General features: G+C 60.9%; 19 protein-coding genes and 2 pseudogenes. 13 read left to right on the top strand and 8 right to left on the bottom strand.

Going from position 1 to position 22,571, the window contains the following annotated elements; all coding sequences use genetic code 11:
* Positions 1–20: 20 nt before the first annotated feature.
* From BLLJ_RS05945 to BLLJ_RS05955, 3 genes are all read right to left on the bottom strand, one after another.
* On the bottom strand, positions 21–866 hold the full coding sequence (locus tag BLLJ_RS05945) for a glutamate ABC transporter substrate-binding protein (protein WP_010080747.1): 846 nt from the start codon (positions 864–866) through the stop codon (positions 21–23).
* A 95-nt stretch (positions 867–961) separates the two neighbouring features.
* Positions 962–1,912 carry a magnesium transporter CorA family protein gene (locus tag BLLJ_RS05950; RefSeq protein ID WP_007054371.1) on the bottom strand — a complete coding sequence of 317 codons (951 nt, stop codon included), beginning with the start codon at positions 1,910–1,912 and terminating at the stop codon, positions 962–964.
* A 114-nt stretch (positions 1,913–2,026) separates the two neighbouring features.
* On the bottom strand, positions 2,027–2,872 hold the full coding sequence (locus BLLJ_RS05955) for a histidine phosphatase family protein (protein WP_007052680.1): 846 nt from the start codon (positions 2,870–2,872) through the stop codon (positions 2,027–2,029).
* A gap of 68 nt (positions 2,873–2,940) precedes the next feature.
* Between BLLJ_RS05955 and BLLJ_RS05960 the strand changes: the two genes are divergently transcribed.
* A complete protein-coding gene (locus tag BLLJ_RS05960; protein ID WP_013582782.1) occupies positions 2,941–4,236 on the top strand; it encodes a THUMP-like domain-containing protein in 1,296 nt (431 codons plus the stop codon).
* Between the two features lie 27 nt (positions 4,237–4,263).
* On the opposite strand, the gene BLLJ_RS05965 is transcribed toward BLLJ_RS05960, so the two are convergent.
* Positions 4,264–4,668 carry a pyridoxamine 5'-phosphate oxidase family protein gene (locus BLLJ_RS05965; RefSeq protein ID WP_007052678.1) on the bottom strand — a complete coding sequence of 135 codons (405 nt, stop codon included), beginning with the start codon at positions 4,666–4,668 and terminating at the stop codon, positions 4,264–4,266.
* Between the two features lie 278 nt (positions 4,669–4,946).
* Here BLLJ_RS05965 and BLLJ_RS05970 point away from each other — a divergent pair, with 278 nt between their 5' ends.
* The 9 genes and pseudogenes from BLLJ_RS05970 to BLLJ_RS06010 all read left to right on the top strand — a co-directional run.
* Complete coding sequence (locus BLLJ_RS05970) at positions 4,947–5,882, top strand: DMT family transporter (protein ID WP_007052677.1); 936 nt, start codon at positions 4,947–4,949, stop codon at positions 5,880–5,882.
* A gap of 383 nt (positions 5,883–6,265) precedes the next feature.
* Positions 6,266–7,234, top strand: coding sequence for a hypothetical protein (locus BLLJ_RS05975; RefSeq protein WP_007052675.1), 969 nt, complete (start codon positions 6,266–6,268; stop codon positions 7,232–7,234).
* Positions 7,235–7,306: 72 nt separating this feature from the next.
* Complete coding sequence (locus tag BLLJ_RS05980; protein WP_032735440.1) at positions 7,307–7,846, top strand: peptidylprolyl isomerase; 540 nt, start codon at positions 7,307–7,309, stop codon at positions 7,844–7,846.
* A 96-nt stretch (positions 7,847–7,942) separates the two neighbouring features.
* Positions 7,943–8,458, top strand: coding sequence for an IS3 family transposase (locus BLLJ_RS05985; RefSeq protein ID WP_032740853.1), 516 nt, complete (start codon positions 7,943–7,945; stop codon positions 8,456–8,458).
* A pseudogene (locus BLLJ_RS05990) lies at positions 8,458–9,030 on the top strand (IS3 family transposase); the annotation flags it as partial. The gene BLLJ_RS05985 and the pseudogene BLLJ_RS05990, both read left to right, overlap by 1 nt.
* A 133-nt stretch (positions 9,031–9,163) precedes the next feature.
* The gene (locus BLLJ_RS05995; protein WP_007053137.1) at positions 9,164–10,366 is read left to right on the top strand and encodes a site-specific integrase; all 1,203 of its coding nucleotides are present in this window, start codon (positions 9,164–9,166) and stop codon (positions 10,364–10,366) included.
* Entirely contained in the window at positions 10,363–11,328 is a 966-nt protein-coding gene (locus BLLJ_RS06000; RefSeq protein WP_013582545.1) for a tyrosine-type recombinase/integrase, read from the top strand. Before BLLJ_RS05995 ends, BLLJ_RS06000 begins: the two co-directional genes overlap by 4 nt.
* Positions 11,325–12,380: a tyrosine-type recombinase/integrase gene (locus BLLJ_RS06005; protein WP_013582544.1), complete on the top strand. Its 1,056-nt coding sequence runs from the start codon at positions 11,325–11,327 to the stop codon at positions 12,378–12,380. Before BLLJ_RS06000 ends, BLLJ_RS06005 begins: the two co-directional genes overlap by 4 nt.
* 114 nt (positions 12,381–12,494) lie before the next feature.
* Positions 12,495–12,785, top strand: a pseudogene (locus tag BLLJ_RS06010) (transposase); the annotation flags it as partial.
* 117 nt (positions 12,786–12,902) lie between these two features.
* On the opposite strand, the gene BLLJ_RS06015 reads toward BLLJ_RS06010, so the two are convergent.
* The 3 genes from BLLJ_RS06015 to BLLJ_RS06025 all read right to left on the bottom strand — a co-directional run bounded on the left by BLLJ_RS06015 (position 12,903) and on the right by BLLJ_RS06025 (position 16,130).
* A complete protein-coding gene (locus tag BLLJ_RS06015) occupies positions 12,903–15,227 on the bottom strand; it encodes a RelA/SpoT family protein (protein WP_012471819.1) in 2,325 nt (774 codons plus the stop codon).
* Positions 15,228–15,360: 133 nt separating this feature from the next.
* Positions 15,361–15,837, bottom strand: coding sequence for a dUTP diphosphatase (dut, locus tag BLLJ_RS06020; protein ID WP_007055963.1), 477 nt, complete (start codon positions 15,835–15,837; stop codon positions 15,361–15,363).
* Positions 15,837–16,130 (bottom strand): DUF4193 domain-containing protein, encoded by a 294-nt coding sequence (locus BLLJ_RS06025; RefSeq protein WP_007052669.1) that lies wholly within the window; start codon positions 16,128–16,130, stop codon positions 15,837–15,839. Before BLLJ_RS06025 ends, dut begins: the two co-directional genes overlap by 1 nt.
* Positions 16,131–16,288: 158 nt before the next feature.
* Here BLLJ_RS06025 and sepH point away from each other — a divergent pair, with 158 nt between their 5' ends.
* The gene (sepH, locus tag BLLJ_RS06030; protein WP_007056777.1) at positions 16,289–17,380 is read left to right on the top strand and encodes a septation protein SepH; all 1,092 of its coding nucleotides are present in this window, start codon (positions 16,289–16,291) and stop codon (positions 17,378–17,380) included.
* 9 nt (positions 17,381–17,389) lie between these two features.
* Here sepH and BLLJ_RS06035 read toward each other — a convergent pair whose 3' ends face one another.
* Positions 17,390–18,658, bottom strand: coding sequence for an alkaline phosphatase family protein (locus BLLJ_RS06035; RefSeq protein ID WP_007054496.1), 1,269 nt, complete (start codon positions 18,656–18,658; stop codon positions 17,390–17,392).
* Positions 18,659–18,908: 250 nt separating this feature from the next.
* Here BLLJ_RS06035 and BLLJ_RS06040 point away from each other — a divergent pair, with 250 nt between their 5' ends.
* Together BLLJ_RS06040 and BLLJ_RS06045 are read left to right on the top strand one after the other, a co-directional pair.
* Complete coding sequence (locus BLLJ_RS06040; protein WP_007052666.1) at positions 18,909–21,638, top strand: DNA gyrase/topoisomerase IV subunit A; 2,730 nt, start codon at positions 18,909–18,911, stop codon at positions 21,636–21,638.
* 144 nt (positions 21,639–21,782) lie between these two features.
* Entirely contained in the window at positions 21,783–22,571 is a 789-nt protein-coding gene (locus BLLJ_RS06045; RefSeq protein WP_013582787.1) for a response regulator transcription factor, read from the top strand.

A 22,571-nucleotide genomic window follows, 5' to 3' on the forward strand; every position in this document is an offset into this window, starting at 1 on the left:
ACTGGACACGTCGTCAATCGTTATTCAGCATCCGAGACGATGGCTTTGGGGTCGCCGTTCAGCGAAACCGTGAGCTTTGTTTGGCTTGTGAACGTATCCTTGGCGGCCGTCCAGCTGCCATCCTCAACCATGTCTTCCAATGCTTCCGCGATTTTCTGCGCCAATTGGCTGGTGCCTTGACTCACGGCGATGCCATAACCGACCTCGCCCTTGTCCGCAATCACGTCCATATACTGGGGCCCGTTGGCCGCTTGAAGACCGGAAAGCACCGCCATATCGGAGGCTATGGCATCCGCCGACCCTACTTGCACGGCCGTGACGCACTGCGCATAACTGCTGCGCTCCTGAATCCGGGCCTGCGGGTGGTTGCCGCGGAAGATGCCGACTGTCTCGTCACCTTTCACTGCGCACACCGTGCCGTCGCCTACGTCACCCACCGAACCTGCGTCATTGGTGAATCGGCCACGCTCATCCGACCTGACCAGCAAACCGACGCTGGTCGTGAGGTATGGTCCGGCAAAATCAACGATCGCGCTGGACTCATCGGTGATAGGCCAAGAGGCGACGACCATGTCGACCTGTCCATTGTCCAGCATGGAGCGCCGGTTTTCGGGGCGAACCTGTTTGAAGACGATCTGCTTGTTCGCATAGCCGAGTTTGGCGGCCACGTATTTGGCGATGGTGATGTCGAAGCCCTGGTATGTGCCGTCATGCCATGCTCCCACCGATGGCTCGTCGGCTGCGACCCCAATGGCGATGGTGGGCCCCTCCGGCGCTCCGGAGACGGTGGTGACTTGAATTTGGCCGCAACCGGCCAGACCGGATAATGGCAATATCACGCCAAAGGCCGCGGCGAATCCTGCCATCAGTCGGGAGCGAAATCCGCGCCGCATCGGACGGCGAGCGCGGAGCATGCTACGGCTGGCGAACGATGACCAGTGGTGCATAACCGTCAAACGCCTTACTTGAACATGCGCGAACGCGTGAGGAACCAGGCAACCGCACCGGAGAGCACCATGGAAATCACGATAATGAGCATGAAACCCCACGGCTTGTCAGTGAACGGCATACCCATCATGCCGCCATCGAAGTTCATGCCGTACATCGAGAAGATCAGGGTCGGGATGGACAGTGTGATGGAGATGATGGTGAAGATGCGCATCACGTTGTTCAGGTTGTTGGACACGATCGAGGCGAAAGCGTCGGTCATGTTCGCAAGAACGCCGCTGTAAATGTTGGCCATCTCGATAGCCTGCTTGTTTTCGGTGATGACGTCGTCGAGCAGGTCCTCGTCGTCCGGGTATTGCTTGATGCGTTGCAGGGTGGTGAGCTTCTCCATCACGATTTCGTTCGATTTCAGCGATGTGGTGAAATACACCAAAGTCTTGCTCAGCTCCATGAGCATCACGATCTCGCGGTTCTGCATGGAGTGGCGCAGCTTCAGTTCAAGCTTGTCGCTTTCGCGGTCGATGATGCGCAGGTAACGCAGGTACATCGTGGCGTTGCGGTACAGGATCTGCAGGATGAAGCGCGAACGCATGAAGGTGTTGAAGCCTCGGATCGTGCCTTCCATGAATGGGTGGAGCACGGGCGTGTCCTGCATGCAGACGGTGATGATGAGGTTTTCGGTGACGATGATCGACAGCGGGATGGTCTCGTACCAGTCGCGTCCGCCACGCTCTTCCACGGTGGGAATGTCGACGATGATCATCGTGTAATCGTCTTCGACGTCTACACGTGAACGTTCCTCGTCATCCAAAGGGGCACGCAGGTCGGCCAGGTCGATGCCGGTTTGCGAGGCGACGGTGGCGAGCTCCACATCAGTGGGTTCGCTCAAACATAACCAGGAGCCGTTTTCCGGTTTCTCGATCTGCTCCACTTGGCCATTGATTGAGCTGAAGATTCTCAGCATGTCGTCTCACCCGCCTTCCGCGCTTTCTTACTGTTCTATCGCTGTACGGTTCCAAACCGAGATTAGTCTAGACCCACCGTTCGAATTTGCGAGCGGGGTTTCGCATAGCGACCATCACCAGACGATTGGCTGCCAACTTGGCATGTGCGGTCCTCGCAGATCGGTCGGCCCGTTCTCCCAGTCGGCGCTGTCGGCGATGGCGGGAGCCTTGTTGTATTCCTCCAACTCCCACAGGGGCTGTTCGATGGGGGTGCCGTTGACGCTGTGGCGCACTTTGAGCCGGCACCAACAGGCGTTGCGCATGCCGCCGAGTGCGTTCATGCCGTCCGGGTCAAGTTCGAGCAGGTTGGAGATGGTGGCGGTAATCCATGAGCCATGGGTGACGAGCATCAGCGTGGTGGGCGTGCTGTCTGAATAGGCGGAGTCGATGACCAGTGCGCGCACGGCATCGGCACCTCGCTGCCCCACGGCGGCACGGCTTTCCACACCATGCTTGGTTTCGCCCCCAGTGTGCTGTTTCCAAGAGGCGTAGTCGTCGGCTGCCACGGCTTTGATTTCGGCGCGGGTCATGCCTTCCCACTCGCCGAAGCTGCGTTCACGCAGTCGTTGGTCACAGGTGACTGGCAATCCCAAAATATCGGCGAAGGCGTGTGCGGTCTGTTGGGCACGGAACAGGTCGGAGGTCATCACCACCATGCGCCGGCCAGCGGCGGGAGCCTCCTCGAACTGGCGCGTATCAGTGCGTTCGGCGGCGTCAGGACCGGGCTGGGCGATGGCTTCGGGATGCTCGGCAAGTCGGTTCACCTTGGCCCAGTAATACCGTGAAGCGAGCGCGAATCCGGTCTGGTCAACCTGCCATTGGCCTACGATGTCGAGCGGCACATCGATCTGGCCTTGCAAGCGATGTTCGAGATTGTATTGCGTACGGCCATGACGCAGCATCATCACTTCATCGATCATCGGTTTTCACCACCTCGTTCTCTTGCGGTTTGCCATACTCATCTCAGCACAACCCCTAGAATGGCGGCATGGAGATTTCTGAGTCGACTTGGGCGTTCATCGCCAAACACCGCCGTGAAGATGTGCGTGATGTGGCCTTGCACGCCAAGCATGATGGCGACGTGGATGTGCCGTTCGCGCTGGAGCAAATTGCCGGCTGGCAGCGCGCTTCACTCAAGCTACCTGACTGGGCGTCCCATGATGGGCTGATTTTCCCGCCGCAAGTCCCAATGGAACAATGTTCCAGCCAATTCACCGCACAGTACAAGGCTCGGCTGGTACAGCGATTGTTGGCCGAAGAAGCAGTCGACGACGACTCCCCGACATCCCTAGTCGATCTGACCGGCGGTTTCGGCGTCGACTTTTCTTACATGTCCCGAGTGTTCAATCGTGCCATATATGTGGAACAACAATCCATTTTATGTGATATCGCTCGCCATAATTTCCCGATACTCGGCCTTGACCACGCCGAAGTCATCAATGATGATTCAACAGCAGTGCTTGACACGCTTGGCCGAGTCTCCATGATCTTCCTCGATCCGGCCCGCCGTGACGATCATGGCTCGCGTACCTACGCGATTGCCGATTGCATGCCGGATGTGCTGACCCTGAAGGATATGCTGCTGGCCAAGGCACCGACGGTCATGGTCAAGCTCTCCCCCATGCTCGACTGGCATAAGACCGTCGCCGATTTCGCCGGCGCGGTACATGAGGTGCATATCGTCTCCACCGGGAATGAGTGCAAGGAATTGTTGCTGGTGTTGGGGCGCGGCCGTTACGCCTCACCGCTCGTGGTATGTGCTAATGACGAGCAGGTGCTGTCGTACAAGGCCGGCGATAACAGCGACAATCACACCACTATCAGCGATTCTGCCTTGGCTGCACGCAATACTTGCAATACCGAAGATTCCCTGTCTGAGGAAAGCGCGAACGACTTCGATTCCTCGCATTGGAAGTACCTTTACGAGCCCAACGCCTCAATCATGAAGGCCGGATGCTTTGATGTTCTCGAACAGCGCTTCGCCGTGCATCACATCAGCCCGAATAGCCACCTGTTCGTGGCGGCCGAACCTATTGCCGATTTTCCAGGCAGGTCATTCGCCATCGAATCCATCGCCACCATGAACAAGAAAGAACTGAAACAGCTATTGGCCGGCCTCACGCACGCCAACATCGCCGTACGCAATTTCCCCCTAACCGTGGCCCAGCTGCGCAAAAAACTCAAACTCAAGGACGGTGGTAGCACCTACCTCTTCGCCACCACCGACGCCCAAGGCCGTCACCTAGTACTGCGCACTAAAAAGCGAAAAAGTGGCTCCCTCTGACGAGGAAGCCATCAATACGTCAGCTAATCAGTCCTTGGCGATGGTCTTGCCGGCGGTCGGACCGGAGGCAAGGTCCTGGATCTCGGTGACTTCGAGAACCGGAATCACGGCCGGCTTCTTGGTGCCCTTTTCCTCGGCGACCTTGACCTGCTCGTTGTAGATGTCGTCGTCAACGTGCAGCACCACGTTGCCGCGGAAGCGGTAGCCCTGCTTCTTCTCGAGGTTGGCGAAAGCGATGACCAGCGGGGAACCGTTCTTGAGGTTCTCATAGTGCTGGCCGGCGGTGCGCTCGTGGTAGGCGATGTGCGTGTCGTCCAGCACGAACAGGGACATCTTCGGGCCGAGGTCCAGTTCGCCGTCCTTGGAGACGGTGGTGATCCAGCCAAGGTTGTTCTTGATGAATTCCTTGATTTCCGGAGTAATGACTGCCATGTCGAATCCTTTCATGATTGATACGGATAACGTATCCTTACTCTTTCCAGAGTACCGGTTTCGAACGCGACTAGCCCGGATGTTCGCTGTGAGTAACCTCACCTTCGCACAGCTTTCATCCGGTTTTTGCCTGCTTGGCGATGCCATGCCCCGGTCGCGCACCAGCCACACACCTGTCACACACCCGACACCCATCGACCGGTCGATTTTGGCCGGTAGTTCCCGTAATCTGTGAGCCGAGAGAGCCACAAGTTTTCCTAACTGTCCTGAGGTGCACCATGGGTTTGGTCGAACGTTTCAGCAAGCTGCGCAGCCGCTGGTCCCGCAACTTTCCCCCGAATCTCGCCCGACTCATGTTGCTGGGCTGCGCTGCATTATGGGGTGGCAGCTATCTGCTCGCCAAATTCGCCATGGAGGCGATTCCGCCCCAATGGCTGATGGGTCTGCGCATGATCGGCGCCTGCCTGTGCATGCTGGCCTTGTTCCATAAGCACATCGTGCCGTATCTGACGCCGAAAATCATTGTGCCGGCGCTCGTGGTGGGCCTGACCTACTGGGGCACGATGGTCACCCAGACCATCGGCCTGCAGACCATTGAACCGGGCCGCAGCGCGTTCCTGACGGCCGCCTACTGCGTACTCACCCCGTTCGCCACGTGGATTATTTCAAAAAACCGCCCGAAGGCCATCAATCTGGTCGCCGGCGTGATCTGTCTGATCGGCGTCGGCTTCGTCTCGCTGAAGCCGGGCGGTTCGCTGTCGCTGAGTGCCGGCGACTGGCTGACCATCGCCACCGCGGTCATCTTCTCGTTCAATCTGACCTGCCTTGGTGTCTACACCAAACGCTTCGACCCTATCGCCGTCACTTTTGTGCAGTTCGGCGTTGCCGGCGTATTGTTCATCATCGGCGCGTTGTTCACCGAACCCATGCCGAACGCCAGCTGGCTGGCACCCTCAGTAGTGGCCAGCGTGCTCTATCTGTTCCTCGGCGCCACGATGAGTGCCCAGATCATGCAGAACATCGGTCTGGCTCACGTGCCTGCCTCGCAGGCGTCAATCATCATGTGTACGGAAAGTCTGTTCGCTGTCACGTTCTCCGCGCTGTTCTGGGGCGAGACAATCATGTGGAGTTCACTGGTGGGCTTTGCGCTGATCTTCGTCGCCGTGCTGATGTCGGTAATCAAGCCGACCAAACAGTCGCTGCACCGGAACTGACGATTCAGTTTCGGCCATGGATGGTCATGGGTTCTCCATTGCCCTGAACCGTTACGGTGAAGGCCGAGGCTCTTGAAGGCGTGCAATCGGAAATCGGACTTGGCATCGCCAAACTGCATTTCGAGTTGGGTGCCGGCAACGGCAGCTTCGCTTGGGCTGCATGACGTTCTGCTGAACGTCGTTTTCGCTCCAAGCGAACCAATTTCGGTTGTTCTTTGCGCTACTTTGCGCCACTTTGCGCTGATTCCCACTGCTCATCGGCACCATATTTTTGAGTCATTCCACATTCCGCTGGCTAGGTTTTGAAGGTCTCGTGTAGGCATCCTCTCGGTATCACCGAGCCTTAAGCAACCTTCCAGCCCGACACTTTACGGTCGTGTCTTGTGAAGAAGTTTTTCGAAGGTCTTTCCCTCTCATCCATCGTGGCGGGCACCCTTGCCGCCGTCACCTCATTCTTACTGGCATCGAAAATCGGTATCGCCGGCTCGGTAATCGGCGCGGCAGCCAGCTACATCGTCTCCGCGGTGGCCACCAAAATCTATCAAAACATACTCACCGCCTCCGGTGAGAAACTACAGTCGGCCTCGTCTTCCGGCAATGACGATGACACTACGGATAATAAGTCCGATAAGGCAGCCGAATCCGAGTCCGATACGACGATGACCGGCATGGTCAATACCGTTTCCACCGCGCGCAAGCCGCGCGAAGTCGTGTCCAATCGAGCGAACGGACGAACCTATTCGGTCAATGAACTGCGCAAGGCCCGCTCCCATAATTCGAAGCGCACCGCCATTATCGTCACGCTGGTATCCGGCCTGCTCGCCGTGGCAGTAACCGCCGGCATCGTCATGCTAGTCACGCAGGGCCGTGGCACGGACCATATCATCACTCCGTCCACCACGCCCACGCAAACCGACACCAAAACGCAGACCGACACGTCCAATCAGAATAACGGACTGCCGCAGCCGGGCATTACCGACGGTTCGAATGATTCCAACACCAAGGACTCCACATCCGGCTCGTCCAACGACGGCACCGATTCAAGCACGTCCGGCTCAACCGGCACCGACTCCTCAACCGATTCCAACACCAATGGATCCACCGATGGTTCGACCGGCACCGATTCCTCCACTAATTCGGGCACGACTGGCGGTTCCACCGGTTCCGGCACCACCGGAGGCACCACCGGCACCGGCAACGGTTCAACCGGATCGGGTTCAGGATCAGCCAATGGCTCCGGTTCCTCTTCCAGCTCCACGGGCGGATCATCCAGTTCAAACTCCGGTAATAGCGGTTCGAGCGGCTCCTCAACCGGTAGCAGCAGCGGAACCGGCATCAAATTCATTGGCTGACAATCGCCGACTCGATAGCAGCGATGGCGGCAATGCCAGTCAATGACGTGGGGCAATGAGAACATGGAACGTATGACTACCATCATTATGAATACCTCTGAGGGCAGCATCACCATCAACCTGTTCGACGACAAGGCTCCGAACACCGTGGCCAACTTCCTGGGCCTCGCCACTGGCGAGAAGGAATGGGCGGACCCGTACACCGGCCAGCCTTCCCACGGCAAGTTCTACAACGGCCTGATCTTCCACCGTATCATCAAGCAGTTCATGATTCAGGGCGGTTGCCCGCTGGGCACCGGTACCGGCGGCCCTGGCTACGAGTTCGACGATGAGATCGACCCGAGCCTGAAGTTCGACAAGCCGTACCTGTTGGCTATGGCCAACGCCGGTCTGCGTCGCGGCATGGACGGTAAGGTCCATGGCACCAACGGCTCCCAGTTCTTCATCACCACCGTGCCGACCCCGTGGCTGGACGGTCACCACACCATCTTCGGTGAGGTCGCCGATGACGACTCCAAGAAGGTCGTCGATAAGCTCGAAGCACTGGACACCGATCCGATGGATCGCCCGCTCGAGCCGGCCGTGATTCTGTCCGTGGACGTGGCGGAGTAAGACCGACAACATATACGAAAAGGTCCTGATTCTGAACCGCACCCCGATTGTTGGACTGAAGTAATTCAGATTCGATGATCGGAGGTGCGGTTTCTCATGTGTAGGGATCGCAGGCGTCATTACGATGACGGTTTCATGCGGGTCGTCGCCGACCTGATCCGGGGCGGGGCCGGGAGGCGTTCTCTCGCCCGCCGGCTTGGCGCGCCCGTCAGTACCGCGGGAAAATGGGTGTTGTCATACCGGTTTGGCGGGGAGGCGGCGCTCATGGGAGAACGCGAAGGCAACAGGAGATACGACTACGAGACGAAGCTCGCGGCGGTGCGCGACCATGTGGAGCATGGGCTGACGAAGGCCGAAGTCATGGAGAAGTACAGGATCGCGGGTCCCGCCCCGTTGGAGCGCTGGTGCCGCGAGTACCGGTCCGGCGGCCCGGACGCGCTGCGTCCGAAACCGAAGGGCAGGCCCAGGGGCGCGAAATCCAAGCCGAGGCCGGCTCCCACAAGGGAACAGCTCCTTGAGGAGGAGAACGCGTACCTCAAGGCGAGGGTCGCGTACCTGGAAAAAGTCGACGCCCTGCTGGCGCGGAGATCGGCAACCGGGACAGAACGGTGATCGTCTCCATGCTGGCGGGGCCGGGACATCGGCTCCGGCACCTGCTCAGGGCGGCCGGACTGGCGAAAAGCACGTATTACCATCTTCTGTCGCATCCGGCCGCCGTGACCCGGCCGGACATCGAGCCGATGGTCGCCGAGATATTCGCGCGCACGCCCAACGGGTGCGGCCACCGGCAGATACGCATGTGCCTCGTGCACGAGTTCGGGGTGCGGGTGAGCCACAAGAGCGTGCTGAAGGTCATGAGGCGCATGGGCCTGGAATGCCGGATACGCAGGCCGAACCCGTACCGGAAATACAGCTCGTACCGGGACGAGACGGGCGCGAGGGCGGAGAACCTGCTGAACCGCGACTTCACGGCCGACCGGCCGTGGGTGAAGCTGGGCACGGACGTCACCGAGTTCAGGGTCGCCGACGGCAAGGCGTATCCGGCTCCCGTATACGATATGGGATCCAAGGAGATCGTGGCCTGGGACGTCAGCCGGCATCCCGACATGGCCCAGCAGCGGCGCCTGCTCGCCATGCTCGAGGAGAAGCTGCCCGAAGACGCCGACCCGATCCCGCACTCCGATTAAGCCGGGTTTGTTGTTAAGCCGGGGAACGGTTCGGGGTCTTGGTGGCTGGCCGTGTCCCATGTGGTTTCCCGGCTTAACGTTCCGGGTTATGTTCGTCTTGTCCCATTTGATTCGAACGAAGGAGTTTGCCATGGGTGAGACGACGGTTGGCCATGTCGCGGGCGAGGTGGTCCGCGCGCTTTACGGGGCCGGTTATATGGAATCCACCATAGGCCAGTACCGCAAGTCCATCAGGGCGTTGGAACGGTACGCCGGAGGCCCGGATGCGGTGTACACGCGTGGGTTGGGCGCGGGGTTCGCCGCGTCGACCTTCAGTGAGCGGACGGGCGGTTTCAGCAGGCAGCGGTGGTTCGATTACGGCAGGCTGGCGCGTTTGTGCGACTCGTATCTGCGGTCCGGTTCGGTGGACCTGGGCAAGTGGCGCAGGAGCAGGCTTGCGGAGCCGGTGGTTCCGGGTTTGGCCGTGGTCATGGAGCGTTGGGAGGCGTATCTCGCCGGTTCGGGACTGGCTTCGGCGACGGTGGGGCATTACCGTCGGATGGCGGGCTTGTTCCTCACGTGGCTGGAATCTCATGGGGTCGTGTCGTTGGACGGTTCGGATGGCTCGCATGTGCTGGGGTTCCTGGCCGGGCTGCGTTCACGCTGGTCGGAGTCGTCGATGCGGCACGCCGCGTCGGACCTGCGCCCGTTGTTCAGATGGCTCGGGCGGGATGACCTGGCGGACGCGATCGGCCTGGCCGGCATACGCAGGACCCACGCGATCGCGGGAACGTTGCCCGACGACGAGCACCGCCGCTTGCTGGAGGCGTGCGCCTCGCGGTCGGTGCCGTCGAGGGACGCGGCGATCACCCTGCTGTCGCTGACGTGCGGGCTGAGGGCATGCGATGTGATCGGTCTGAGGATCGCCGACGTGGATTGGGATTCCATGAGCATAGGTCTGGTGCAGCGAAAGACGGGCAATCCGTTGACCGTGCCGATGACGGGACCGCTGGCCGCGAGGCTGGCGTCCTGGCTGTTGGACGAAAGGCCCGCCACCGACGACGACCGTGTGTTCGTGCGGTACAAGGCGCCCCATGTCGCGCTTCGGGGTCATTCATCGGTGTACGAGGCGATCAGCCGTGTCATGCGGCACGCCGGGCTCGGACGCCGGGGCGGTTCCAGGCTGTTGCGGCGCAACGCGGCGACGAGGATGCTGGAGGCGGCCACGCCGTTGCCGACGATCAGCGCGGTGCTTGGCCACGCCGACCCCGATTCCACACGCGTCTACATGGCCACGCACCGCGGGGGAATGCTCGCGTGCGTGCTGCCCGTGCCGGAAGGCGGATCGTCATGAGACCCACGGAACACGGATTCGTCGGCCCGCTCGCCGGCGAATTGGAGGAGTACATCCGTTTCAAGGCGTCCATGGGCAGGCATGGCGCCACCCGCGTCCAGGTCCTGCGCTCGTTCGACCGGCATTGCCTCGAACACGGGGCCGTGCGTCTGGAGCGGGGCGTCGTGGAGCGATGGATCGCCCATAGGATCGACGCGAATCCCGGGGGTTGCCGCTCGTGGTTCTCGTACATCAGGGACTTCGGCAGGTGGATGCGACTGGCCCACGATCCCGACGCGTACGTGCTCTCCGACCAGTGGAAGGCCGGATCCCCGCGTCCGACGCCGTACCTGCTGACGGACCGCGAGGCCGCCCTGTTCCTGCGGGCCGCGGGAACGTTGGAGTCTCCGTCGCCGTGGGCGTGGCAGTCTCGCGCGTTCTTCATGCTCATGGCCTGCTGCGGGCTGCGCACCCGAGAGGTCAGGAGACTCGCCGTCGGGCACGTCGACCACAAGGCCCGTTCCATCGACGTGGTCGATTCCAAGGCCGGTCGCAGCCGCAGGCTGCCCGTGGGCGACGAGGTCGCCGCCGAACTGCTGGAATGCGACCAACGGTCCCGCGAACGCTTCGGAGACGACCGTCCCGCGTTCTTCGTCACCTCCACCGGCAATCCGGTCTCCCCGGGCATGCCCGGCGTGGTGTTCCGCCGCGTCTGGACGCGGGCCGGGCTCGAGTGGCCACAAGCCGGCAAACGGCCCAGGCCCTATGATTTCCGGCACCGGTTCGCGTTCGCGAACATCGAGCGGTGGACTCGCGACGGCGTGGACGTGATGGCGATGCTGCCCTATCTGGCGGCCTACATGGGACACGCCGGCATCGACAGCACCCTCTACTACGTGCACGCCAGCCTCGATTTCATGGACGGATACGCGGACCTCGTCGCCGACGCCGAACGCGTGGTCCCGGAAACGGAGGAACCATGAGCAAGGCAAGGAAAACGGCCGCCAGCTCCGGTGAACCGGACTTCTGGCGAGTCGCGCGCGACTGGCTGCACCACTGGCTGCCCAAGGTGCGGGGCAGCTCGCCGAAGACCGTCGAGGCGTACCGCATCGGCCTGGAATCCTACGTCCGATGGCTCGAAACCACGGAAGGCACGCAGCGCAGCCACATCGGTTTCGGGCATTTCGACCGGGCGCGCCTGGGCCGGTGGGTCGAATGGATGCGGACCGAGCGCGGGTACTCGGACCGCACCATCATGCTGAGGATGACGACGATGCGCGTGTTCCTCGACCACGCGGGCCTCGAACACCCGGCATTGACCGCGCTGGGCAACGACGCGGCCGGCATACGTGTCAAACCACCCGCGCGCAAACCCGTCGACCACCTCGGGGAGGAGCACACCAAAGCGTTGCTGACCGCATGGGGCACCGGCGACGCCAAATCGCGCAGGAACCGCATGCTCCTGATCCTCATGTACGACACCGCCGCCAGGATCGGCGAACTCGCCGCACTGACCATCGCGGACGTGGGTATGGATAAGCCGGCCAGGGTCACGCTCACCGGCAAACGCGGCAAGAGCCGGGTCGTGCCCCTGGGAGAAAGGACACGAACCCACCTGGCCGCCTACCTCGAGGAATTCCATCCCGGACCGTCCATGCGCGACGGCGACGGGCCGTTGTTCCACTCGACGAGGAACGGCGCCATCCAGCCGCTCTCCGTGGACCGGATCGACGAGATCCTCAAAACCGCGGCGGCCAGAGCACGCCGCGGGACGTGCCCGTCCATGCCCGAACGCGTCCACTGCCACCTGATCCGCCGGACCCGCGCCATGGACCTCTACCAACAGGGCGTGCCGCTACCGCTCATCATGCAACTGCTCGGCCACGAAAGCATGAGCACAACCAGCGCGTTCTACGCGTTCGCGACCCTCGACATGATGCGCAAAGCCGTCGATGCGGCCAACCCCGGCCCCGACCCCTCCAAGGAGACATGGCTCAGCGAGCAACGACTCCGACAACTACACACCCTCAAATAACCCGGAACGTTAAGCCGGGAAACCACATGGGACACGGCCAGCCACCAAGACCCCGAACCGTTCCCCGGCTTAACAACAAACCCGGCTTAATCACTGTTAAACCGATGTCGGTTTAACAGTGACATGGGCTGGCAGTACCGGCACCGGTGGTGGCGCGACCGGCTCGCGGGACTGAACATCCGCCAGTCCATGAGCAGGAAGGGCAACTGCATCGACAACGCCGCGACCGAGCAGGTGTTCGGCCACCTCAAGGACGAGTTCCACGCCGGACGCGAGTTCGCCTCATACGAACAGTTCAAGAACGAACTGGACGCGTACATCATCCACTGGAACACCAAACGCCGCCAGATACGACTGGAGGGACACACCCCGGAGGAATTCCGGAACATGTCCCCCACAGCCTAATCAGGTACCCTTAATAAACCACGTCCAACAATCGGGGCGCAGTTCAGGTATTCCAGTCAGGACCTTTTCGTGTTCTTGGCTCCCCTCTCTGAGAGGGAGCCAGAGTAAGGTAACGGCCTACTTCATCTTGCGCAGTCGAGGTTCGGCGGATTCCTTGGCACCAGTGATGCGGTACACGTCGAACACGCCATCAATCTTGCGCACGGCTGCCAGCAACGAGTTGAGATGCTGCGGATCGGCCATTTCGAAGCTGAACTGGCTGGTGGCCACGCGATCGGAACCGGTGGCGATCGTACCGGAAATGATGTTCACGCCATGGTCGGAAAGCACACGTGTCACGTCCGAAAGCAGGTTTCGTCGATCCAGCGCCTCGACCTGAATCTTGACCATGAACAGGCCCTTGGTGCTGGTCCATTCGACTTCGACCACACGCTCAGGCTGCTTGTTTTTCAGATCGATCATGTTCTGGCAGTCGGTGCGGTGCACGGATACGCCCTGATTACGGGTGATGAAGCCGATGATATTGTCACCGGGCACCGGCATGCAGCAACGGGCCAGCTTGATCCACACATCGCCCACGCCCTTGACGGACACGCCGGTGGAGCTGCTGGAGGCCTTGCGTTCCATGGGCTTCAGCGGCAGGACTTCCTGCTCGACTTCCTCATCGACCTCGTCGGCACCCGCATCCTTGACCAGATGCGAGATGACGTTCTGCGTGGAGACCTGTCCGTCACCAATGGCGGCGAACACGGCGTCCGCGTTCGGGAAGTTAAGGTCGTCGGCCACACCCACCAGTGCTTCGGGCGTAAGCAATGTGTTGACCGGCAGATTGCGCTTGCGCATCGCGCGGGTCAGCTCGTCACGGCCCTCCTCGATGGCTTCAGTACGACGCTCCTTGGAGAACCACTGACGAATCTTGTTGCGGGCCTTCGGGCTCTTGACGAAGCTCAGCCAATCGCGTGACGGGCCGGCTGTATCGGATTTGGACGTCAGAATTTCGACGGTATCGCCATTATCGAGCGTGGTGTCGAGCGGCACCAAACGACCGTTGACGCGCGCGCCCATCGTACGGTGGCCCACTTCGGTGTGCACGGCGTACGCGAAGTCGACCGGCGTGGCGTGAGCGGGCAGGGATACGATTTTGCCTTTCGGCGTGAACACGTAGACTTCGGACGAGCCAAGGTCTTCCTTGAGCGAGCCCAAGAATTCGTTGGAATCAGGGGTTTCGCTGGTCCAGTCGGCGAGCTGCTGAATCCATTTGAGGTTATCGACCTCGGAAAGCTCCTGATTGTTTTCATCACGCTTTCGATCGGACTTGTCCGGCGAGCTCAGGGCGCGGCCGGCCTGGCCGTTTTCCTTGTATTTCCAGTGCGCGGCGATGCCGAATTCGGCGCGGCGGTGCATGTCCCAAGTGCGAATCTGGATTTCGACCGGCTTGCCACCGGGGCCCACCACCGTGGTGTGCAGCGACTGGTACATGTTGAGCTTCGGCATGGCGATGTAGTCCTTGAATCGGCCGGGAACCGGGTTCCACCGCGCATGCACGGCACCAAGCGCCGCATAGCAGTCCTGAATGGTGTCGACGATGATGCGCACACCGACCAAATCGTAGATGTTCGCGAAATCATGGCCGCGCACGATCATCTTCTGGTAGATGGAGAAGTAATCCTTCGGGCGTCCGGTGACGTATGCCTTGATGTTCTGCTCGTCGAGATCCTCGTTGATCTCCGCCAGAATCTGCTTCAGGTACACATCGCGCTGGCCGGCTCGGCGAGCCACCAGTACCACGATCTCGTTGTAGATCTTCGGGTAGAGCACCTTGAAGCTCAGTTCCTCGAGCTCCGTCTTGATGGCGTTCATACCGAGTCGGTTGGCCAAAGGTGCGTACACGTCAAGGGTTTCACGCGCCTTCTTCTGGGCGGACGTGGTCTTCACATAGCGCCAGGTGCGAGCGTTGTGTACGCGGTCGGCGAGCTTGACCACCAAGGTACGCACGTCGCGGCTCATGGCCACCACGAGTTTGCGAATGGTTTCGGCTTGGGCGGAATCACCCACTTCAAGCTGACTCAGCTTGGTAACGCCATCGACCAGACCGGCCACGGTGTCGCCGAATTCGGCGCGGCATTGATCCAACGTATAGTCGGTGTCTTCCACCGTGTCGTGCAACAGGCCGGCTGCCACCACGATCGGGCCCATGCCCAGATCCGCGAGAATCTGGGAAACGGCCAGCGGGTGGATGATGTACGGCTCGCCAGACTTGCGGCGCTGGGCGGAGTGCTGGATGACAGCACGCCGGTAGGCACGGTCAAGAATGGACAAATCCTCATCGGGGTGATGGGACTTGCACACCTTCTTGATTGGATCCAGCGGATTGAGCGGATCGGCACTGATCTCACAACCCAACTTACGGGCGGCGTACTGCTCGCCATCAATCTCTGCCATGCCAGTCACCTCCCTCGTCATGAAGTTCATTGTAGCCGCGAACCGGAGCCTTGTGCATTCACCTGTTCGCCATCATTGGTTCCACAACCGTTGTTGCCGTCATCACCTTAGTCATTCAACCGGCCTAATCCGGTCAGGACGCCACTCCCGTCGAACCGAACCCGCGTTCGGCGCGATCGGATCCGGGCAGTGTCTCGGCCGGGATGAACCGAGCCTCAACATACCGCTGAATCACCAATTGAGCGATGCGATCGCCCGGATGGAAGACGGCGGTGTGCTTCGGATCGAGGTTGATCAGAGGCACCTTGATCTCGCCACGGTAGCCGGCATCAACGGTGCCAGGCGCGTTGAGCACGGTGACGCCCTGCTTGGCGGCCAGCCCGGAACGCGGATGCACCAACGCCACGTAGCCCGCAGGTAGGGCGATGGCCACGCCGGTGGGAACCAGTGCCCGTTCAAAAGGCTTCAGCGTCACATCGACGGTGGTGATGAGGTCGGCACCGGCATCGCCCGCGTGGGCATAGTGCAGCTGGGCCGGATGTTCGGGGTCGAGGCTCTTGACCAGGACCTCGGTGGATTCGGGCTCGTTGTAGGTCTCGTCGAACGCCATCAGGCGGCGCACTCCTCACACACCGGCTGGCCATCCTCGTCCGTGTAGGCGAGCTGGCTGCGATGCTTGACCAGGAAGCACTGCGAGCAGATGAACTCGTCACCCTGCATGGGGATGACGGTCACCGAGGAATCCTCGTTGCTCAAATCGGCGCCCGGCAGTTCGTAGTCTTCGGCGATGGCGTTCTCATCGTCGTCGATGTCGCTCGAGGCGTTCTGCGAGGACTTCCCCAGCGCCTGCAGCGATTCCTCGTCCTCATCCTTGTTGCGGGGGGAATCATAATCCTGAGCCATCATGGTCCTTTCGTCGTCTTTGGTTCGTAAGTCGATATATATAGCACGGTCAGCGCCGTACTCGCCCATAGGATACACGATTTGAAATACTCGTAAAGTTCGACACGTGGGGCATACTTAAAAGAAGTAATGTCTTTGCGACGGAAAGTGGTGCGAATATGCCAGATGATCGGCTTGAAAAAGCCCGTTTCGTGCGCGTGAGCAAGACGGGGGACCTCGTATTCTCCCTTGGCGGCAGGGAAATGGCTGTGAGCGTGGACGACACGCTCGAACGGGCGATTCTTGAGGCCAAGCAGGTCAGAAGCGAGATGCGACAGGCTCCCCAGCCGCATCAGCAGTCCACTTTGCCGATTTCCCAGATACAGTCGCTGATTCGCGCCGGTGCCGATCCGGCCCGTGTCGCGGAGAAATATCATCTGAGCGAAATGCTGGTACGTCGTTTCTCCATGGCTGTGGAGACCGAGAAACAGTATGCCATCGAACAGTTCCTTGCCGTGGCGGCACCCAAAGACAGCAGGGTGCGCACCATCAGCGAACTGGTGGAACGCACGCTGGCCTCTGCGGGAATCGGCATGGAATCAGTGACCTGGAAATCCACCCGACGTGGACTTGAGCCTTGGCGCATCGTGGCGATATTCACTTCCGCGGGCCGTGAGATCCATGCCGAATGGACGTGGAATATGCACGACAATTCCGTGATGAGCCTGAACAATGCCGCTCGAAAACTGCTCGGCGAACAGAATCCGGAATCAGCCACGGATTCCAAACTCAAGCCGACGATTCCCGAACTGCCCGGCGACTCCGTACGCTCCGCGCGTATCGAGCGCGCCGTGTCTGCTTGGGCGGCTCCTACGCCTTCGATTCCGGCCGCACGGCCTGCCGCAATCCGGCCCTCTGTCACTTCCACAGGTTCCATGCCCCCAGTGGATCTATCCACGTCCATCTCACCGGCCACGACCCAGGCTCATGGCACTACGGCCCCCAGTCCGGTCTCTTCGCAGACCGCCGGATCTGTTTCGCCATCTGCCGCAGGATTACAGCAATCGCCTGCCACGGCACCAGAGCAGGGCTCTGACAATGTTTCGGACAAGACCATACGGAGTGGCCCCAATGCACAGCTAGTAGCCACCGAGCAGGAGCGGGCGGCCGAATCCGCCGCCACCGAACATGAGGCACCAGCCAAACCGGCCAAGCGTAAATCAGGACGTTCGGCCGTACCAAGCTGGGACGAGATTCTGTTCGGAGACTGAATTTCCGAATCAGGCCATATCGATCAGGCAGGGAATATCCATTTCCAATGCTGTTTGGGAGCCATGCACGCTCGGCAGGTGGGTGGCCTTGTCTCCTTGCGTACGCGAATCGACGAGGGTCACGGCTCCCGCTGCCTGCACGACCACATCGCCGAGCATTGGCCGGACTCGCTCGCAGACCGGTCCAAACAATCCGTCCGCGATGGCCTCATCCTTGGTCCGCACCAAGGCTCGGTCTTGCAGACAATCGCGCCACCGGCAAGCTATATCCTCAGGTCGTTCATCCGGCTCGGCATACAGCATCAGCGAGCGCGGCTCCCCCCCGACCAGTGACACGCCTCGGGTGAGCTGCGGTTCAACGGCGATGTCAATCCGCTGGTCCATGTCGGTTTGCACCATGCCGTGGTCGGCTACGATGACGATCAGCGTGCCTTTGGGTGCGCTGCGTTTCAGGAGCGCGAGCTGGGCGTCGATATGTTCGAATGCGGCCACCCAGTGTTCGGAATCCCACCCGTAATTGTGGCCGACTTTGTCGGCGTCACGGATGTACAGGTAGGTCAGGCCGGGGGTGCGGGAGGCGCGTGCGGCGGCCAGCACACGATCGCGTGGGGTGACGTTGCCTTGATAGTCGGTGCCTCGCAATGCGGCTTCGGTCAATGGCGATTTGGAGAACTTGGGCAACCCCGAGCTCGTGACGCGCACCTCTTGAGCCGCAAGTTTCTCGAACACCGTCTCCTCGCGCTGCAGGTCGAGCGGATCGACCATGGGCGGCACAGGAATGTGCGGATTGGCTGGTTTGGGTGCCAGCGCGTCTTTGAACTGGATGAGTTGGATGAGCTTATGGCTGGCGGGTTCGAGCTGCGTATAGCCCGCCATTGCGGTCAGTCCCGGGCAGGTTCCGGTACCGAATGCGGCCATGGCCGCCACAGTGGTGCTTGGAGCGCAGGTAGCGATGGGACGCTGATTGGCGCTTTCGTTCATCAGCGAACGCAGATAGGGCGCGTGGCCGAGGCGCATGGCGAGGTTCCAGTAGCCCAGGCCGTCCACGAGCACCACGATGGCCGATTCGGCATCGGGCAGCCCCAACGCGCGCTGGCATGCCTTGGGATCGGCGTGGACCTTGGTGGGGGCCGGATGTCCGATGGCGGCGGACAAGGCGGGCAGCACGGCGGACAGGTGCAGTGCTCCCCCACGCCGATCGGCCGGGGCGTCATCCCCATAGCCCACTGTGGGCACCAGCCGCAGCAACTCGTCCATATCCGGCGTCTCAACACTCATAGTTGCCCATTCAAGTAGCACCCCTCCCCTTGGCTCAGTGCGCAGAGAACGGTTCTCAATAACAACTGTGCGCTCCAACGCACATAATCAAACAAACGCACATCGACTGAAACACTGGAATCACGCCGTTTTATCGGCAAACATGTGCGATTGGCGCACCGAAACCAGCGCACAGTTGTTATCGAGAACCGTTCTCTGCGCACTGTTTCGCGCCCTCCCGCTAATATGGGGGCGTTCGAAAGGGAGTTTCATGGCATCACACCGCAAACCGTCCGCGCAAACCTATGATCCGCGCACGGTCAAGGAGCATATCGTCGAGACGCCGCTGAACGAGGAGATGAGCAAGTCCTTCCTCGAGTATGCGTATTCGGTGATTTACGCACGCGCACTGCCCGATGCGCGCGATGGCTTGAAGCCGGTGCAGCGCCGCATCGTCTACCAGATGGGCGAGATGAATCTGACTCCCGACCGCCCGTATATGAAGTCCGCCCGCGTGGTGGGCGAGGTGATGGGCAAGCTCCACCCGCACGGTGATTCCGCGATCTACGAGGCCATGGTGCGTTTGGCACAGCCGTTCGCGATGCGTCTGCCGCTGGTAGACGGCCACGGCAACTTCGGCTCGCTGGATGACGGCCCTGCGGCCTCCCGTTACACCGAGGCCAGGCTTGGCCCGGCCGCTCTCGGCATGAACGCGGATATCGATGAGGACACCGTCGACTTCACGCCGAACTATGACAACAAGCTCAAGGAACCGACCGTGCTGCCGGCCGCCATCCCGAATCTGCTGGTCAACGGCGGCTCGGGCATCGCCGTGGGCATGGCCACGAACCTGGCCACCCACAATCTGGGCGAGGTGGTAAACGCCGCCAAGTTCCTCATGGCGCATTCGGACGCCACCCTGGAACAGCTGATGCGTTACGTGCCCGGCCCCGACTGGCCCACCGGCGGCACGATCATCGGCCGCGACGGCATCCGTGAGGCCTATGCCACTGGCCGTGGTACGCTCACCACGCGCGCCGCCACGCATATCGAGCATGTCACGGCCCGCAAGCAGGCCATCGTGGTCACCGAGCTGCCGTACATGGTGGGCCCGGAGAAGGTAATCGAACGTATTTCCGACGGTGTGAAGAACCGCAAGCTGGAGGGGATTTCCGGCGCGTTCGATCTGACCGATCGTCATAACGGCACGCGTATCGTCATCGAGATCAAGACTGGTTTCGACCCGCATGCGGTTCTGGTGCAGTTGTTCAAGCACACACCGTTGCAAGACAACTTCGCCATGAACAACGTGGCGTTGGTGGAGGGCCGCCCGCACACGATGGGTCTGAAGGAGATGCTTCAGGTGTGGGTGGACCACCGCCGTGTGGTGATTCGCCGCCGCAGTGAATATCGCAAGAAGAAGGCGCTGGAGCGCCTGCACCTGGTCGAGGGCCTGCTGCTGGCCATGTTGGACATCGACGAGGTGATTCAGGTAATCCGCACCTCGGATGATGCGGATGCCGCGAAGAGCCGTTTGATGGTCGTTTTCGATTTGGACGAGGTCCAGGCTCAGTACATCCTCGACCTGCGTCTGCGCCGACTGACCAAGATGAACCGTATCGAGCTTGAGGCCGAACGCGATGATCTGAAGAAGCGTATCGAGGAGCTGACCCGGATCCTGGCCTCCGCCGAGGCGCTCGACCAGGTGGTCACCGACGAGATGGACGAAGCGGTCGCCAAGTGGGGCTCGCCGCGCCGTACCGTGCTGCTGGATGCCGACCCGGATGGCACGTTGACGCCGGTCGTGGCGCAGGGTGCCGGGGCTTCGGGCGTGTCCAAGTCCGCGCTCGAAGCGGTGAAGGCCGCCACTACGATCTCCTCCGCCGAAGCCGATGTGGCCGCAGCCGCAGCTGCGGCCAAGAAGACCGGCGAACAGTCCACGCTGACCGGAGCCTTGAAGATCGAGGACGAGCCGTGCGTGGTGATGATGAGCGCTACCGGTTTGATTGCCCGTACCACGCCAAGCGCGATGGACGTGTTCAATGCACGATCCACTTCCGATGAGCGTTTGAGAGACGATCAGATCACCACAATCTTCGAGACTTCCACGCGCGCTACGTATGGGCTGGTCACGTCGGCCGGCCGCCTGGTGCTCGCGCATGTGGTTGATTTGCCTGCCTTGCCCGCTACCGCCACATTGTCGCTGAAGGGAGGAGTTCAGGCCGACGAACTGATCGGCATGACCGAATCCACCGATCCGATTCGCGGTGAGCGTGTGATTACGGCGATTGCCATGGAGCAGCCGACGTCCGGCAAGACCAGTGCCAAGGACGAGAGCGAGGATGGCGGGGCCGCCGAGGCCAAGCCGTTGCCGTCGCTGGCTATCGGTACCCGTAACGGTGTCATCAAGCGTTGGAATCGTGAGGCACCCACCACCATGGATTCTTGGCCCGTCATTGATCTGAAAGATGGCGACGAAGTGGTATTCGCCGCCGTGGCCGAGGATGACGACCGTCTGGTGTTCATCTCCTCCGATTCCTCGCTACTGACCTTTGAGGCGAAGAACGTGCGCCCGCAGGGTCGTACTGCGGGCGGTATGGCCGGCATCAAGCTGGCCGAGGGCGCCCGTGTGGCGGCCTTCAACGTGGTTCCCGCCGGCAAGGTGGCATGGACCTATGAAGAGGGCGAGAACGGCTTGACTTCCGGATCCGGTGCAGTGGTGCTCACCGTGGCCGGCGATTCCGATGCACTGCCCGGCACCGAAAACGGCGCGGCGAAGGTCACTCCGCTGGAAATGTACCCCACCAAGGGTCGCGCTACCGGCGGCGTGCGTTCCCAGCGATTCCTGAAGGGCCAGAACACGCTGATTCTTGCCTGGGTGGGCCTCTACCCGTTGCACGCCTCTACATCCGCAGGCTCTCCGGTCGAGCTTCCCAAGCCCGATATGCGCCGAGACGGTTCCGGAGTAGACCTCGCCTCCCCCATCGCCTTCATTGCGTAACCTCAATTAAGCTCCCTCTGATGGGCCGAGCCGTAAAGCAAACACCCCAGTGGGGTGTTTGTAGGCGAGGAGCGAACGATAGTGAGCCAAACAATAGAGAAGAGACCCTAAACCCGGCCTACACTAAGCATTAAGGAGGTGGCGATGAGACTACTGGTTGCCGTATCCAATGAACCGTTGGCCCACGCCATTCATGGTGCCCTGCTTGCCGGTCGTCATGAGGTGTCTTTGGCAAGCACCGGTAGTATCGCGCTCGCCGCTGTCGCCAAGGAGTCATTTGACGCAGTGATTCTCGATGAATCCCTGCTCGGCATCTCCACCGAGCAGCTCATCGAATCCCTACGCAATGCCCGTGCCTCCGTCAAGATTCTGCTGCTGACTTCGACGCCACTCAGCAAAACCATTGGTGAAGGCAGCCGCTGGCGAGCGCTGCCTGACGAGTACGCCCCTATCGAAGAGACGCCCTACAGCTCCTTCAGCGCGAATTCACGCACAAACAACTCAGATGCCGAAGCCGAACAACGCTCGGACAATGCTGCCTCTAGCGCACAAGCTAACGTACGACGCCCAGATGCCGCGCTGAGCAAACCATTCTCCGATGGCGAACTGCTCTCATACGTCGGCTCGCTTGCCACCGACTCCCCCGCCATGATCATTCGTGGCAATCTCACGTTGGACACCACGAATCACAAGGCCTACTACGCATCCACTCACAGCGCAATCTCACTGTCCCGTCTGGAATACAGTTTGCTTGAAGCGCTGGTCAAGGCTGATGGCCAGTTCGTCAACACCAGCGAGTTGGTCAAACTTGTCGGCGGCCCATTCTTCGAGCAACAGGGCTTACTCAAGAACGCCCTCTACACACTGGATAAGAAGCTCACCCGCGCCGGCCTCATCATGACCCAACGAGGCTCCAACTACCGCATTCGATAG

Origin of the sequence: Bifidobacterium longum subsp. longum JCM 1217 (genome assembly GCF_000196555.1) — a bacterium.
Classification (GTDB): Bacteria; Actinomycetota; Actinomycetes; order Actinomycetales; family Bifidobacteriaceae; genus Bifidobacterium; species Bifidobacterium longum.